Raw genomic sequence first — 16,002 nt, 5'->3', positions numbered from 1 at the left:
AATCTTAAAATAAATTAATATCTATAAATTAGTTATAATTATTAATTATGCTTATAATTATCTAAATTTAGATTGATAATATGATAAAAAAGACTAAGGGGTTTGAATGTCAAAAAAATTTTCTACGATGGATGGGAATGAAGCAGCAGCATATGTATCATATGCTTTTACTGAAGTAGCTGGAGTTTATCCAATTACACCTTCTTCTCAAATGGGGGATAATACTGAGAAGTGGGCGACTCAAGGTAAAAAGAACTTATTTGGGGGAATTCCAAAAGTAATTGAAATGCAAAGTGAAGCGGGGGCAGCGGGTACATTTCATGGTTCATTACAAGCAGGTGCATTAACAACTACATATACTGCATCACAAGGTTTATTATTAAAAATTCCAAATATGTATAAAGTTGCTGGTCAACTATTACCAGGTGTTATTCATGTAAGTGCTAGAGCATTAGCAGCGCATGCGCTTTCAATATTTGGAGATCATCAAGATGTTATGAGTGCAAGAGCAACTGGTTTTGCTATGCTAGCAACTGGTTCAGTTCAAGAAGTTATGGATATAGGGGGAGTTGCTCATTTAGCTGCAATTAAAGGAAGAGTTCCATTTTTACACTTTTTTGATGGATTTAGAACATCACATGAAATCAACAAAGTTGAAGTTATGGATTATAGTGTATTTGACAAACTTTTAGATAAAAAAGCAGTTCAAAGATTTAGAGACACTTCTTTAAATCCAGAATCTCCAATTACAAGAGGTACTGCACAAAATGATGATATCTACTTCCAAGGAAGAGAAGCATCAAATAAATTTTACAATGAAGTTCCAGATATTGTAAATGAATATATGCAAGAAATCTCAAAAGTTACTGGAAGAGATTATGCTCCATTTACTTACTATGGTGCTAATGATGCTACTGATATTATTATTGCAATGGGTTCTGTTACAGAGACTATTAAAGAGACTATTGATTACTTAACAACACAAGGAAGAAAAGTTGGTTTATTAACAGTTCATTTATATAGACCATTCTCAACTAAATATTTTATGAATGTGTTACCAAAATCAGTTGAAAGAATTTGTGTTATTGATAGAACAAAAGAGCCAGGAAGTTTAGGTGAGCCACTGTTTTTAGATATTAAATCAGTATTCTATAATGAGAAAAAACAACCAAAAATTATTGGTGGAAGATATGGATTATCTTCTAAAGATGTTCCTCCTGCACAAATTATTGCACTGTATGATAACTTGGCATCACAAAATCCTAAAGATAACTTCACTGTTGGGATTAATGACGATGTTACTTTTACATCTATTGAAGTAGGTAAAAATGTTGCTGTAGTTGAAGATGTAAATGAGTGTCTATTCTATGGATTAGGTGCAGATGGTACAGTTGGGGCAAATAAAAACTCTGTGAAAATTATTGGTGATAAAACTGATTTATATGCACAAGCATATTTTGCCTATGATTCAAAAAAATCTGGTGGATACACAAGATCACATTTAAGATTTAGCAAAACTCCTATTAGATCTACATATCTTGTAACAACACCTGGATTTATTGCCTGTTCAAAAGAGGTTTATTTAGAGCAGTATGAAGTAATTGACAACATTAGAGAAGGTGGAATATTCTTACTTAACTCAATCAATAGTGCAAAAGATATAGTTGCTAAAATACCTGATAGAGTTAAAAAAATATTAGCTGATAAAAAAGTTAAATTCTATGTAATCAATGCTACTAAATTAGCAAGAGATATTGGACTAGGAAATAGAACAAATACAATTATGCAAGCTGCATTCTTTAAACTTGCAAAAGTTATTGATTATGAAACTGCAAAAGAGTATATGAAAGAGTATGCTGAAAAAGCCTATGGAAACAAAGGTGAAGAAATCGTTAAGATGAACTATGCAGCAATTGACGCAGGAGAAGGTGGAATTGAAGAAGTTGTTGTTGATCCATCTTGGTCATCTATTGAAGCAGGACCACTTGTTCTTAACTCTAATTATAAAGGTTCAGATTTTGTTGAAAACTTTGCAAAAGTTGTAAATGCAGCAAAAGGTGATACTCTCCCTGTTTCAATCTTCACAAATAGAGAAGATGGTACTTTTGAAAATGGTTCTACTAAATACGAAAAAAGAGGAATTGCTACAATGGTTCCTGAGTGGAACGAAGAGACCTGTATCCAGTGTAACCAATGTGCATTTGAGTGTCCACATGCTGTTATTCGTCCATTCTTAATGGATGAAAATGAGTTTGAAAATGCTCCTGAAGGTGTTAAAAAATACTCAATTGATGCGACAGGTAAAGGTTTAAAAGACCAAGACTTAAAATACAAAATCCAAGTATCTATTCTAGATTGTACAGGATGTAATGTTTGTGTTGATATTTGTCCAACTGCAGAAAAATCTCTTAAAATGGTTCCATTTAATCAAGAAGCAGATGATGGAGAACAAGAAAATGCAGATTATTTATTTAATGATGTTACATACAAAGATTATTTAGTATCTAAAGATTCATTAAAAGGTTCGCAGTTTGCTAAACCTCTATTTGAGTTCCATTCAGCATGTCCAGGATGTGGTGAGACTCCATATATCAAACTAGCTACTCAAATGTTTGGGGATAGAATGATGATTGCAAATGCTACAGGATGTACATCAATCTATTCTGCTTCTGCTCCATCAACTCCATATACTAAAAATGAAAAAGGTGAAGGTCCAGCATGGGCAAACTCACTTTTTGAAGATACTGCTGAGTTTGGATATGGTATGCACCATGCAAATGAAGCTATTAGAAATAGAATGCAAAGAATTATGGAAGATACTATGGAAGAAGTTTCTAATCCATTGAAAGTTCTATATAAAGAGTGGATTGAAAATAGAAATGATGGTAAAAAAACTCAAGAGATAAGAGACAAACTAGTTCCTCAATTAGAACAAAATCCTGACGCTCCTGGTGTTGCTGACTTATTATCTCTTAAAAAATATATTGTAAGAAAATCACAATGGATCATCGGTGGAGATGGTTGGGCATATGATATTGGATATGGTGGACTTGACCATGTACTTGCAACTGGTGAAAATGTAAACGTACTTGTAGTTGATACAGAAGTTTACTCAAATACTGGTGGACAATCTTCAAAATCAGCTCGTGCTGGTTCTATTGCAGACTTTACAAATGATGGAAAACCAAGTGCTAAAAAAGATTTAGGATATATCTCTATGACATATGGAAATATCTATGTTGCACAAATCAACTCAAGAGCTAGTCAAAAACAGACAGCACAAGCTATGAAAGAGGCTGAAGAGTATAATGGTCCTTCTTTAGTGATTGCCTACTCTCCTTGTATTGCACATGGTATTAAAGGTGGATTGATGAAATCAGTTGACCAAGGACAATTAGCTACTGATTGTGGTTACTGGCCAATCTATACATTTGACCCTAGAAAAATTGATGAAGGTAAAAACCCAATCAAAATTTCTGGTAAAAAACCAGACTGGGAAAAATATGAGCAATTCTTAATGCAAGAGAATAGATATATCTCGTTAAAGAAATTAAACCCTAAATTTGCAGATGAATTATTAGCTAAAAATAAATCTGATGCACAATATAGATATAGACAATTAACAAGATTCGCAGCAGCTGATTATTCAGATGAATTAGTATAAATATTAGTGGGATTTCCCACTAATATAACTTATCAAAAACTTAAATTTTATATCTTCTTTATTTACTAAACATAACTCATTTATTCTTCATTTTTATCAAAAAATTATAGGAAATTCTTACAAAAATCACATTTAAAGTAGTCTGAAGGTGCTAATTTCTTTAAATTATCATAGCATAAACATAGCATATTATAAAAATCGAGTCAATTTAAGCTTAATTTTATTTTCAAATCAATTTTTTTTCAAAATTTGTAAATAATCAACTTTTTATTATAAAAAAAGACGATTTTTAGGGGATTTGCTAAAATGTTTATTCAGATTTGCTATGTTTTTTACATTAATATAATCTTATTTATCACTTAATGGTCATTTGCTCCTTTTGAAAAGCTACAAAATCATAGCTTAAACCATACTATTCTTAATATAAAATAAAGTTATAAGATTACTATTTTTACTTTAAAATTCACCTAAGATTTATACAGCTAGAATGTTCGTGATTTTAATGATATTGAAAAAATATCATTTATGAAATATAAGTATAGTTAATAATTAGGAGCTAAAACATGCTAGAAATTAGATGGCACAGCCGAGCGGGACAAGGGGCAGTAACCGGGGCAAAAGGTTTAGGTTCTGTTGTAGCTGAAACAGGAAAAGAAGTACAAGCTTTTGCATTTTATGGATCTGCAAAAAGAGGTGCATCAATGACAGCATATAACAGAATTGATGATCAACAAATCATAAATCACGAAAAATTTATGAGACCTAATTTTGTATTTATTTTAGACCCAGCATTAGTATTTACTGATGACTTTACAGCTAATGAAACTGAAGATACTAAATACATAATTACAACACACCTAAATAAAGATGAACTAATAGAATCAGTTCCAGCTTTACATGGTAGAGAAGAGCGAACATTTATATTAGACTGTTTACAAATTTCTCAAGAGACTATTGGAAGACCTATTCCAAATACTCCAATGCTTGGTGCATTTATGAAAATAAGTGGTATGTTTGAATTAGACTATTTTCAAAATGCAATGAAATCAGTACTAAAAAAACTTCCTCAAAAAGTAGTCGATGCAAATATGATTGCTATTGAGAGAGCATATAACGAAGTACATTAAGGAGCAAAGAATGAGTAAATCAATTAAAGATATGGGATGGGATGAATTAGTACCTGGGGCGGCACTATTTTCATTTGACCAAACAGTTGATGGAATGATTGCTGAAGTACAACCAGAAGATAGAACATATGCAGAGACAAACTCTAAAAATGCTTATGTAGGTGACTGGAGAGTGATCAAGCCTGTATGGAATACAGAACTATGTATTGACTGTCAAAACTGTTGGTTGTATTGTCCTGATACTGCTATTATCTCACGAGATAAAGAGATGAAGGGTGTTGATTATGACCACTGTAAAGGTTGTGGGATTTGTGTTGAAGTATGTCCAACAAATCCAAAGTCATTGCTTATGTTTAATGAAACAGAAAAAAATGAAATCGCACTCACAAAGTGGCCAGAGAAAAAAGAAAAAGGTGAGAAATAATGAATAGCAAACAAATGGAACTAAACAAAGTAGAAGTTTGGGATGGAAATACATGTAACGCACAAGCATTTAGACAAGCTGCTGTTGATGTAGTTGCTGCATATCCTATTACACCTTCAACTAATACTGTTGAAAACTATGCTGCCTTACATTCAAATGGTTATGTTGATGGTGAAATCATTATGGTTGAATCAGAACATGCTGCTATGTCAGGATGTGTAGGTGCAGGTGCTGCAGGAGGAAGAGTTGCAACTGCTACTTCATCTCAAGGTTGTGCACTTATGGTTGAAGTTTTATACCAATGTTCAGGTATGAGAATTCCTGCTGTTTTATGTTTAGTAAATAGAGCCTTAGCAGCACCACTAAATGTAAATGGTGACCACTCTGATATGTATCTAACAAGAGACTGTGGATGGATACAGTTAGACTCATTTAATGCTCAAGAAGCTTATGACTTAACATTATGTGCCTTTAGAATAGGAGAACATAAAGAAGTAAGACTTCCAGTTATCTCTAACCAAGATGGATTTTTGACTTCTCATACAGCTCAAACAGTAAGACCTTTATCAGATAAAGTTGCTTATGATTTTGTTGGTGATTATGTACAAGTAAATGCCATGCTTGATTTTACAAAACCAGTTACTCATGGTGTACAAACTGAACATGACTGGCACTTTGAACATAAAGCAAAACAACACGCAGCACTTATGGGTTCACTTCCAGTTGTTGAAGAGGTTTTTGCAGAGTTTGAAAAAGTAAGTGGTAGAAAATATAATATCGTTGAAACATATAAAGTAGACGATGCTGATGTTGTGATTGTATGTTTAGGTACAACTTATGAGACAGCTATGATTGCAGTTGATGCAATTAGAGAAGAGACTGGTATAAAAGCTGGTGTTATTGCACCAAGACTATTTAGACCATTTCCACTTACTCAATTAGCTTCAAAATTACAAAATGTAAAAGCTATAGCATGTATGGATAGAAGTGCACCTGGTGGAACTGTTGGAACTTTATACAACGAAGTTGCGGGAGCCTTGTTTAATACACCAGCAAGACCAGTTCTTAAAAACTTAGTTTATGGTTTAGGTGGAAGAGATATTATTGTAAATGAATTAAAAGATATCTTCGTTTCTTTAAATGAAGAAGCAAAAAATGGAAAACTTAATGGGAAAATTCAAACACTTCATGGTGTTAGAGGTCCTGAATTAAGTTTTTATGAACACTAAGGAAAAAATATGAGTAATCAAAAAGTAATCAAAAACTTAAAAACGTTTTCAACTGCGGCTGAAAGATTTGAGGGTTCTCACGTTTTATGTCCAGGTTGTGCACACTCAATTATTGTAAGAGAAGTATTAAATGCAACAAATGACAACTTAGTTGTATCAGCAGCAACAGGATGTTTAGAAGTTTGTACTGCTATTTATCCACATACGTCATGGGACTGTTCTTGGATTCATATTGGCTTTGAAAATGCCTCAACTGCAATCGCAGGTGCTGAGACTATGAACAAAGTGTTAAGAAAAAAAGGAAGAATCGACCCATCAACTCCTGAACCAAAATTTGTAGCATTTGGTGGAGATGGTGCAACTTATGATATTGGTTTTCAATGGATTTCTGGATGTTTTGAAAGAGGTCATGACATGATGTATGTTTGTTTAGACAACGAAGTTTATGCAAATACAGGAGGTCAAAGATCATCTTCAACTCCTATTGGTTCATCTACAACAACAGCACCAGCAGGAAGTGATTCATATGGTGAAAAAAGAAACAAAAAAGATATGCTTTCAATCATGGCAGCGCATGGTTCTCCATATGTAGCACAAGTGGCACCAAACAAATGGAAAGATATGGTTAAAAAAATCCAAACAGGATTTGCAACAAAAGGACCAGTATTTATCAATGCAATGTCTGCATGTACAACAGAGTGGAAGTTCCAACCACATGAAACTATCGAAGCATCTGATTTAGCAGTTGATTCACTAGTTTTCCCACTATATGAAATCATAGATGGAACAGAGTTAAATATCACATATAGACCAAAAAATATAGTGCCTGTAAGAGATTACTTAGGTTTCCAACCAAGATTTAAACACTTGTTTAAACCAGAAAATGAGCATATCATAGAAGAATGGCAAAAAAGAGTAGACGAAAAATGGCTATACCTACAAAAAAGAGAAGAAGCCAGAGTATAAAAGCAAAATTTTTGCTTTTATACTGCGTTGAATAGCGATTTTAAATCAGTCACATAGTTTACTATGCTCCTTGAATTTAAAATCACTCTTCGCCTTGCCTAAAAACAAAACTTTAGCTTTTCTTATTTAATCTAAAACCTCTAATTAAAGTTATGTAATTTCTTTATAAAATCAACTAAATCATTTTCTATAACCTCATTCCACTCATCTTCTCTCATATTATTAAAAATATCCATATTATTTTTTGTAGGAAATTGTAATTGTCTTCCAGTACTTTCTTTATATGATATTTTAAAGTCATTAATTATCTTTTTTACATCATCTCCCTCACCGAAAAAATCTAAAATTCCTGATTCTATTTCATAAATTCTTTCTATAGTTCGTGGATGATAATAATTTTCAATACATCTTTTATTCAAAAGATATGCAAAACACTTATCACTACCTTTAAATTTTTCTATTATTTCATTTTGTTCTTCTTCTTTTGCTTTTGAGTTTTGCTTATCACTATCTAAAATTAAATATAATTCCCTATTAGATTTTTTAAAGTAATCTATATTTATAAAATTTTCAATACTTGTACCACCACCAGGTAAGATTAATATTTTTTCATTATCTTTTAACTTTTTTCCAAATAGTCCCCTAGATAAAGAATCAATAAAATTTGCATCTCCTGGACCTTCTACAAAAACAATTTTTTCAAATTTATCAACAAGATTATAGTAAGGTTTAATACCAATATCTTCTATAATCTTAACTATAAACTCTTCTTCTTTTGATTTAAAAACATTAGAACTGGAATAAGTTGAAGTGTCATTTTTTTGACATAAAATTACAGAACTAACATCTGTATGGCCTACAAAGACAGGAGAATGTGTAGTTATTATTATTTGATTTTCTAATGATAAATTTAACAAAGATAAAAGTAAATCTTCTTGAGCAGACGGGTGTAAAAATGTTTCTGGCTCTTCAATTAAATAAATTACATCATGCCCTTTGTTTTTTTCAGCTAAATATCTAAACCTTGCAACCATAAAAAGTCTTCTATATCCCGTTCCTTTGTGAGACATTGGAATTGGTTTCGAATCTCCATCAAATTGAAAACTAACATCAACACTTTTAATAGAATCTTTCCAACTAATAGTAGGCTGAATTTGGACTTTATTCAAACTAGAAGTATAATCAGACATATAACTTTTAATTGATTCAGCTTCTTTGTTCATTTCTGTTTGAATATCTAATTCTATTTTTTTCAATCTACTTTCATTGCTTGCAGTTTCAATAGCAAAAAAATCTTCTATTTCAGATACAGAATTAGTTTTAAATTTAGTATCAGCTTCTAATCCATAATCTGATACGAACAATTCAACTGCAGGTAAAAGAGAATCAATTTTATAAATATCCTCAATATAAATTAACTTTCTTTTAATGTTATTACTTTCACAGTACTTCTTAATGTATTCAATTTTTTCTAATTTTGAATTTCTACCTTTGCCATCTACTGGAATTTCAATTGAATGTTTTGAAATAATTTGATTTAGTTCTTCATCCATTTTTTCATATAAAAAAGAAAAATCTCCTTCATAATCATTCACTAATAATTCTATACTAGAAAATGTCTTTCCAACATTTTTTATTTCTTTTTTTATACATATTTTATTATCTTGAATAATATCATTAAGAAAATAGTCTAATCCATCATTTTTTTTAATCTTTGTTTTTACTTTAGATTCTATCTTCCTATATAAGTCATCATCTGTAAATTCAATTTCAAATTTTATAGATTTTGACTCGTCATAAAAATCAGAATTTGTTATTTGAAAAGATTTAATATCTAAAAAACTAGCTATTGCATTTAATACAATAGATTTTCCAGAGTCATTTTTCCCAATAATAGAAGAGAAACTTGATAAAGGAATAATTTGTTCATCATTTATTCCTCTATAATTTTGAATTTTTATTGATGTGATTATCATTTAAACACCTTAATCTTTTATTTTATATATTACATTAAAATAATTTAAAACTAATAATTATAGACATATTTGTGTCACTAAATTATAATATATATTATAGACTTTGCTTCTCCCTTTGATGAAGCCGAGCGTTTGATTTACTCTTTTCGAAACAAGCCCGAAACTGTCTGAGCGTAAGAAGAGTGCTAAATGCACTCTTTAGCGAGTTTTACAGGGCAGAAAAGAGTAAATCAATAAGCGAGGGAAGCTTCGCCTTCATCAACTCGGCAGTTGCTTTCTTTGTTACTTTCTTTTCAACAAAAGAAAGTAAAGAGCGGAAACCTTTAGGTGTTCAAGAGCAAGATTCATATACCAGTTATCCATCCATTAACAATTGATTATTTATCCATTTATCATCACTTGTTATACTTTCTTTACAAGGCGAATACGAACGTCTTTTTTTTCATTTACTCCTAAAAAGAAAGAGGTCCGCGAAGCCTCTTTTTTTTTGCCTAAAAATCTCTCATTTTATATAAATTTATCAATTTCTTATCGGGTTGTCTTTTTGTTAACCTTTGGTTGTTTATTCATTTATCATCAGCTGTTATAATTTTCTTATAAGACGAATACGAACGTCTTCATTTGTTCTCCTAAAAAAGAGGCCCGCGAAGCCTCTTTTTTTTTGCTCTATTAAAAATCAGATAAAAACTCAAAATAACCCTTACTCTTAACAAAATAATTAGTCATTTAATTAAAAAGTCAAATGCAAATTCAATATAAGAACAAATTATAAATGCTTATGTTACTATTTAAGATATATTTATTTATAAGGGGCGAGTATGAATGTGTATGAATATGCGATGAAGGTTGAAAAAGAAGGTGAAGCTTATTATCGAGAGATGGTATCAAAAGCTCAAAATCCAGGTTTAAAAAGAATTTTTACTATGTTGGCAGATGAAGAGGTAAAACATTACAATATATTTAAAAATATGATGAAAAAAGAGGATATTGATTTAGAAAAATTAGATTTGATAACTGATACTAAAACAATTTTTCAAACACTAACTCAAGAAAAAGACAATATTGATTTAGACAAAGAACAAGTTCAATTCTATAAAGATGCGATAACAAGAGAAGAGAACTCTAAAAACTTTTATGCACAAAAAGCAGAAGAACTAGAAAGTGTAACTGAAAAGTCAATCTTTTTACAAATTGCAGCAGAAGAAGTAAAACATAAGAAGGTTTTAGAAGAGATAGTTACTTTCTTAGAAGAGCCAGCTGACTGGGTTGCAAGCGCAGAGTTCTAATTATTATTTAATATTCTAAAAAAGAGGCAACTTAGCCTCTTTTTTGTCTAAAACTCCACTTTGTTTTTTATGCTTATCTCTTCATGGGATATATCTGATTGATATACTATTACTTCAACACCTTTTTTCATAGACTCTTTTAATGTTTCATCATACATTTTATCTATCTCCTTTGCAATTCTAAATGGCAAATTATCACTTCTTTGAATAACATACAGCATAACTGCCCTATGTCCTTCTTCCACCATAGATACTAGTTCGTCTAAGTGTTTTTTACCTCTAGTGGTAACCGCATCTGGAAAAGCCAAAGTGTCATCTATTTTTAAACTTACACTTTTTACTTCCACATAACATTTTTCATTTTCATTTTCTAATAAAATATCTATTCGTGAATTTACTCCATACTTTTGTTCAGGCTTTAAAGAAGTGTAACCTTGAAGCTCTTTTATAGTTGCATTTTCTATAGCTTCTATTGCTATTTTATTTGCCACCCCTGTATTTGTACAAATCAAGATGTCAGCCATTTGGGTTAATTCCAAAGTATATTTTAGTTTTCTTTTTGGGTTATCATGAAAACTAACCCACACAGGGCAGTTCTCTTCTATACAAGAGGTCATCGCTCCACTATTTGGCACATGGGCAGTTATCTCTTCACCATTTTCTAAAATAATATCAGCTAAAAATCTTTTGTATCTTTTTATTAGTTTTCCACGTATTAAGTCTGGGAATTTCATCTTACTTCCTAAATTTATTGGCTATAAATTATTATACAGAAGTAAGATTAAAACTATTTATTTAGATTTTTTTATTATCTTTTAATTCTTTATAAAATGAACTATGTAAAATCTCAAGCTCTTCCTCTTCTTTATATCCAGTTATAATACTATGAACGGCACCTTTAATTGCAAACATAGACATATAAACATGGGTAATAAAAAGAGCTGTCACCATCATCCCTAAAACATTGTGCATTATTATGCAAATTCTTAAAAATGCTATTTTAGTAAGCCCTAAAGTAGCTAACAATCCTACTGGTACATCTTGAAAATATAAAAATGCTCCAGTTATAATCATAAGTATTCCACCTAAAGTACAAACCCAAAACCACATTTTTTGTCCTGCGTTAAACTTTCCTGCTGGAATAGGTTTTTTCTCCTTTGAGAGGTAACCACCTAATATCTTCATCCATTTGATATCATCATTTGTAAAAAGCATATCTTTTGCCCACATTAAAAACATAGGTATAACACTTATAAGAAACAGAGGTGTTACAATCACATGAATATCTTGACAAATTCTAACAAATGCTCCTCCATGAAAAAATGACCCAAATATCATTACAAGACCAGTTGGGATTATTAATAAAAATGAAAATGCAGCTATAGCATGAATAGTTCTATTAAAAATAGTAAACAAATAGAGTTTTTTCTTATCATGGGAAAAGATTTTTGGTCCAATGATTTTATAATGAATAAAAAAAGCAAGTGGCACAGCAACAACAATTGCTAAAAATAAATTAGAAAAATACTCAGATTGAAGTTTCGTAAAAATATATCCCAATCCTAATGAACCTGTTTTACCATAATGTAAAATATTGTAAATAAGATCTTGATTTTCATCACTTATAACAGTTGCAAATGAGTCCAAGCTAAAAATAGCTACTAATAAAAAAAATATTCTTGACATATCGTCTCCTTTTAAAGAGTCTAATTTTAGGATTTATATCTGTCATTAGTATGGCATTTTGCCTTTTTGGTAAAAAAATTTTTACTAAAATTACGGGGTATAGATTTTGCATAGTCATAATAATATTTAATAAAGAAGAATTCATGCAAAAAACTCTGGTATTCGATGATGAAAAACATTTACTTAATTTTGTTCAAATGGACACTTTACACAAAGAGTTTTTAGATATTTATAATAGTGTAGATACAAACTCAGGGGAGAGTATCCTTGCAAAGTCAAAAGAGCTACTTGAACATAGTAGAAAACATTTTTTTGAAGAAGAGACTTTAATGGAAAAGTATAACTATCCCACAATAAGAGAACATAAAGATGAGCACTATAAAGTACTTGCTGAAATGGAGTATTTTATTAAAAATGCACACTCCCTCTTTGGAAAAAAAATGTTAAAGGCTTATTATGTTGAGAAGCTACCAGAATGGTTTGATTTGCATTTGACAAGTATGGATAGTGATTTAGTCTATCACCTAAATAACTCTATAAAATAGACAAGGATAATATAATGGGACTTTTTGAAGATGCGATAAAACAAGAAATCATGCAAAATATTTTTGCAGATAGTCTAAAGATGTATGAAACTATTGATAATAAGTTTAAGTTAAATGCCCAGCAAAAACAACAAATCTTAGAAAAGATATCTTCATTAAACTCTGATTTAAACACACTGATTAAAGATATAAAACTCTCATAGGAATAAAAATGATAACCCCTGCAATTGGTACCCAAGAATTATACAAGCAACTACAAACTTTGATTGATACTGATATTCCTGTATTTATCCATGGAAGTCCAGGTATTGGAAAATCATATATTGTAAATGATATAGCAAAACAAAATGATTTGGAGATTATTGATGTACGATTATCACAACTTGATGCCATAGATTTAAGAGGGATTCCAACTATTTCAAATGAGCAAACAAAGTGGATGCCACCTGTATTTTTACCTTCTGATGAGAACTCTAAAGGAATACTCTTTTTAGATGAGTTAAACTCTGCTCCACTATCTGTCCAAGCTGCTATTTATCAACTTGTTCTTGATAGAAAAATAGGTGAATATAGCATGCCAAAAGGCTGGAGGATAGTTTGTGCTGGTAATAAAATAGATGATAAAGGTATCGTTTTTAAACTTCCAAGTCCTTTGATAAATAGAATGGTACATATCGTACTTGAAGCAAAATATGAGGATTTTAAAATTTGGGCTATTAAAAATGAAGTCCACCCTTTTATTATTGGTTTTTTAGGATTTAGGCCAGATTTACTTAGCAGTGAAGTGCCAGATTCAACTGAAACCAATCCTGCTTTTTGTACTCCAAGAGCGTGGGATATGTTATCAAATATCATAAAAAAAAGTAAAGATATTAAAACAATCAATCCAATCATTTACGGAAGTGTTGGTTATGGTGCTGGCATTGAGTTTATCTCTTTTGTAAAAGTTTATAAAACCTTGCCTGATATTGATGCGATTTTAGCAGGAGAATCTGATGTTGTGCCAGAAGAACCAAGTGCTTTATATGCCCTATGTGCAGCTATCATTGAAAAATACAAAGAGACAGCTCAAGCTACAAATCTTTTTACTTATTGTAGTAAATTGCCAGTTGAATTTAATGTTATGCTAATAAAAGATTTAATCATCAAAGATGAAGATATAGCTGAACTTGAAGCCTTTGATTCATGGATGGAGAAATATGGACAATACATTATATGATGAGACTTTTCAAAAAATACGAATAAATTTTTTATTTAATCACCCTTTTTTATCAGTCTTAGCCCTTTCTATTCCTACAAACTATACTCAAAATGAGTTTAGTGCCTTTCAAACAAATGGTATGAAAATAGGAGTGGACCTTGAAAAACTCTCAATTTATAGTGATGAAGAGATTACTTATCTTTATACTCATACCCTTTTACATATAGTTCTTAAACACCCTTACCGCCAAAAAACTAGAGAAAAAAGACTTTGGAATCAAGCTTGTGATTTAGTTATCAATCTAGTTATGTCAAAGTTTTCAAATGTAGGAGAGATGCCAAAAAATGAGATTCTTGACCTTGATTTAGAAAATAAGTGTGTGGAAGAGGTTTATGAGATTTTATACGAAGAACAAGAAAAAGATAGTGAGTCTTCCAACCAAGAGAAAAAAGAAGATGAAGAGATAAAAACAAAACCAGATGAAAAAGGTAAGCTTAAATCATACATTTATGATGACTCAAAATTAGATATTGAAGAGGTAAATGATGACAAAACCAATCAAGGGGATAGGGAAAAACTTGATGGTATTATTATCCAGGCTTTGTCTATCGCTAAAAAAACTTCAAAAGAGTATGTTGGTTTACAAGTTGAGATTGATACCTTAATAAAACCAGAGATTTCCCTGCAAGATAGCCTAAAAGAGTATCTTATAGCTTCACTTTTTGAAAAAACCAGCACTTACAATAGACCAAATAGACGATTTATCCATAGTGGTTTATATCTTCCTGGAAATAAAAAAAGTGATGAACTCATAGAAGTATATATAGCCCTTGATAGCTCTTCAAGTGTAAGTTTAGATGAGTATAAAAAGTTTTTGGGTGTAGTAAAAGAGGTATGTGATGGTTTTTATGAATACAAGGTAAGCGTCTTGCCCTTTGATTTAAAAGTAAAAGAAGAACACATCATAAAGTTTGATAGTTTTAATCCACTAAATCAAGAGGAACTATTTATTCCTAAAAGTGATGGAGGTACTGATTTTGATGAAGTGTTAAGATATCTTAAAAAATCAAGTGAAATAAGAAGTGATAATTTACTTATGGTACTAAGCGATGGGGAGTTTGATATAAGTGAGTCTTTAGTTAGTAATACTATGTTTATAATTAGTGATAAAAAAAATATAAAGAAGTTTGAGAGATATGGAAGAGTTATTCAATTTAACCTATAAAGATGAAGTAGAAATACTAAAAGATGAACCTGACTTTGAAAGCTTAGGTGATGAAAAATATCTAAACCATGAAGATATGGAAGCTAGGCTTTACTGGGCATTTTGTAGACCAAATGGTTCAAGGGCTGAACAAATTGCAGATAAGAATCCTTTAGTATCTATTATGGCCTTTAATCACTCAAAACTTTCTGCACTAAAAAGATTTCAACTTTTGCATATTGATGTTATAGAAAATGAGAACCTAAGAGTTAAAATAAGAAATAGAGCAAGGATGCTTTTTAGAAGTTTAGTTGATGATGATTTTGTAGAGTTAAATAAAGTCTTGGATTTAGTTCCAGTATATTTACCTGTGGCAATAGATCAGCTAAAAAATGGAAGAAAATGGAATGATATGATTGCTAGTGAAAAAGAAGTGACAAAATTCATACAAAAAGCAAAAGAGTTTTTAGATGAAGAACTTCTAAGTGCCTTATATATAAAACTTGTCAACTTTGAAGAACTTGATAGTAGTGAGATTAAAGAGTTATTGGAAAATACTATAAAGATAAAAGTAGAGATAGATGAGATAATTCTAAACTACTACAAAGAACAAACCTACAAGTGGACACAAAATTCAAGTTTACATATTTTGCAAAAAAAAGGTTTAGAAAAACTTGCCAATAAGTTAATCTAA

At 30.8% G+C, this 16,002-nt stretch carries 14 protein-coding genes; 11 read left to right on the top strand and 3 right to left on the bottom strand.

Annotated features, from left to right (window positions below):
* The first annotated feature begins 106 nt into the window (after window positions 1-106).
* The 5 genes from nifJ to Q0617_RS12295 all read left to right on the top strand — a co-directional run bounded on the left by nifJ (window position 107) and on the right by Q0617_RS12295 (window position 7,410).
* Window positions 107-3,664 (top strand): pyruvate:ferredoxin (flavodoxin) oxidoreductase, encoded by a 3,558-nt coding sequence (gene nifJ / locus Q0617_RS12315; protein ID WP_298753622.1) that lies wholly within the window; start codon window positions 107-109, stop codon window positions 3,662-3,664.
* A gap of 563 nt (window positions 3,665-4,227) precedes the next feature.
* Complete coding sequence (locus tag Q0617_RS12310; protein ID WP_298753621.1) at window positions 4,228-4,791, top strand: pyruvate flavodoxin oxidoreductase subunit gamma; 564 nt, start codon at window positions 4,228-4,230, stop codon at window positions 4,789-4,791.
* 10 nt (window positions 4,792-4,801) lie between these two features.
* Window positions 4,802-5,215 (top strand): 4Fe-4S binding protein, encoded by a 414-nt coding sequence (locus Q0617_RS12305; protein ID WP_298753620.1) that lies wholly within the window; start codon window positions 4,802-4,804, stop codon window positions 5,213-5,215.
* The gene (locus Q0617_RS12300; protein WP_298753619.1) at window positions 5,215-6,444 is read left to right on the top strand and encodes a 2-oxoacid:ferredoxin oxidoreductase subunit alpha; all 1,230 of its coding nucleotides are present in this window, start codon (window positions 5,215-5,217) and stop codon (window positions 6,442-6,444) included. The genes Q0617_RS12305 and Q0617_RS12300 overlap by 1 nt, the downstream gene beginning before the upstream one ends.
* Before the next feature lie 9 nt (window positions 6,445-6,453).
* The gene (locus tag Q0617_RS12295) at window positions 6,454-7,410 is read left to right on the top strand and encodes a thiamine pyrophosphate-dependent enzyme (protein ID WP_298753618.1); all 957 of its coding nucleotides are present in this window, start codon (window positions 6,454-6,456) and stop codon (window positions 7,408-7,410) included.
* A 140-nt stretch (window positions 7,411-7,550) separates the two neighbouring features.
* Here the strand turns inward: Q0617_RS12295 and Q0617_RS12290 are convergent, their stop codons facing one another.
* On the bottom strand, window positions 7,551-9,386 hold the full coding sequence (locus Q0617_RS12290; protein WP_298753616.1) for an AAA family ATPase: 1,836 nt from the start codon (window positions 9,384-9,386) through the stop codon (window positions 7,551-7,553).
* 818 nt (window positions 9,387-10,204) lie between these two features.
* On the opposite strand from Q0617_RS12290, the gene Q0617_RS12285 reads away from it, so the two are divergent.
* On the top strand, window positions 10,205-10,672 hold the full coding sequence (locus tag Q0617_RS12285; protein ID WP_298753615.1) for a ferritin family protein: 468 nt from the start codon (window positions 10,205-10,207) through the stop codon (window positions 10,670-10,672).
* 47 nt (window positions 10,673-10,719) lie between these two features.
* On the opposite strand, the gene sfsA is transcribed toward Q0617_RS12285, so the two are convergent.
* Both sfsA and Q0617_RS12275 read right to left on the bottom strand, forming a co-directional pair.
* Window positions 10,720-11,406, bottom strand: coding sequence for a DNA/RNA nuclease SfsA (gene sfsA, locus Q0617_RS12280; protein ID WP_298753614.1), 687 nt, complete (start codon window positions 11,404-11,406; stop codon window positions 10,720-10,722).
* A gap of 61 nt (window positions 11,407-11,467) precedes the next feature.
* A complete protein-coding gene (locus Q0617_RS12275) occupies window positions 11,468-12,358 on the bottom strand; it encodes a formate dehydrogenase subunit gamma (protein ID WP_298753613.1) in 891 nt (296 codons plus the stop codon).
* 143 nt (window positions 12,359-12,501) lie between these two features.
* On the opposite strand from Q0617_RS12275, the gene Q0617_RS12270 reads away from it, so the two are divergent.
* From Q0617_RS12270 to Q0617_RS12250, 5 genes are read left to right on the top strand one after another with little or no spacing between them, the layout of a single operon-like run.
* Window positions 12,502-12,903 carry a hemerythrin domain-containing protein gene (locus Q0617_RS12270; protein ID WP_298753612.1) on the top strand — a complete coding sequence of 134 codons (402 nt, stop codon included), beginning with the start codon at window positions 12,502-12,504 and terminating at the stop codon, window positions 12,901-12,903.
* Between the two features lie 14 nt (window positions 12,904-12,917).
* Window positions 12,918-13,106 carry a hypothetical protein gene (locus Q0617_RS12265; protein WP_298753611.1) on the top strand — a complete coding sequence of 63 codons (189 nt, stop codon included), beginning with the start codon at window positions 12,918-12,920 and terminating at the stop codon, window positions 13,104-13,106.
* 8 nt (window positions 13,107-13,114) lie between these two features.
* Window positions 13,115-14,122: a MoxR family ATPase gene (locus Q0617_RS12260; protein WP_298753610.1), complete on the top strand. Its 1,008-nt coding sequence runs from the start codon at window positions 13,115-13,117 to the stop codon at window positions 14,120-14,122.
* Complete coding sequence (locus tag Q0617_RS12255) at window positions 14,103-15,329, top strand: VWA-like domain-containing protein (RefSeq protein ID WP_298753609.1); 1,227 nt, start codon at window positions 14,103-14,105, stop codon at window positions 15,327-15,329. Before Q0617_RS12260 ends, Q0617_RS12255 begins: the two co-directional genes overlap by 20 nt.
* Window positions 15,301-16,002: a hypothetical protein gene (locus tag Q0617_RS12250; protein ID WP_298753607.1), complete on the top strand. Its 702-nt coding sequence runs from the start codon at window positions 15,301-15,303 to the stop codon at window positions 16,000-16,002. Before Q0617_RS12255 ends, Q0617_RS12250 begins: the two co-directional genes overlap by 29 nt.

Source organism: uncultured Arcobacter sp., assembly GCF_937982575.1.
Classification (GTDB): domain Bacteria; phylum Campylobacterota; class Campylobacteria; order Campylobacterales; family Arcobacteraceae; genus Arcobacter.
Note: the sequence above shows the minus strand (reverse complement) of the source record. Positions and strands in the feature narration are given on the sequence as shown.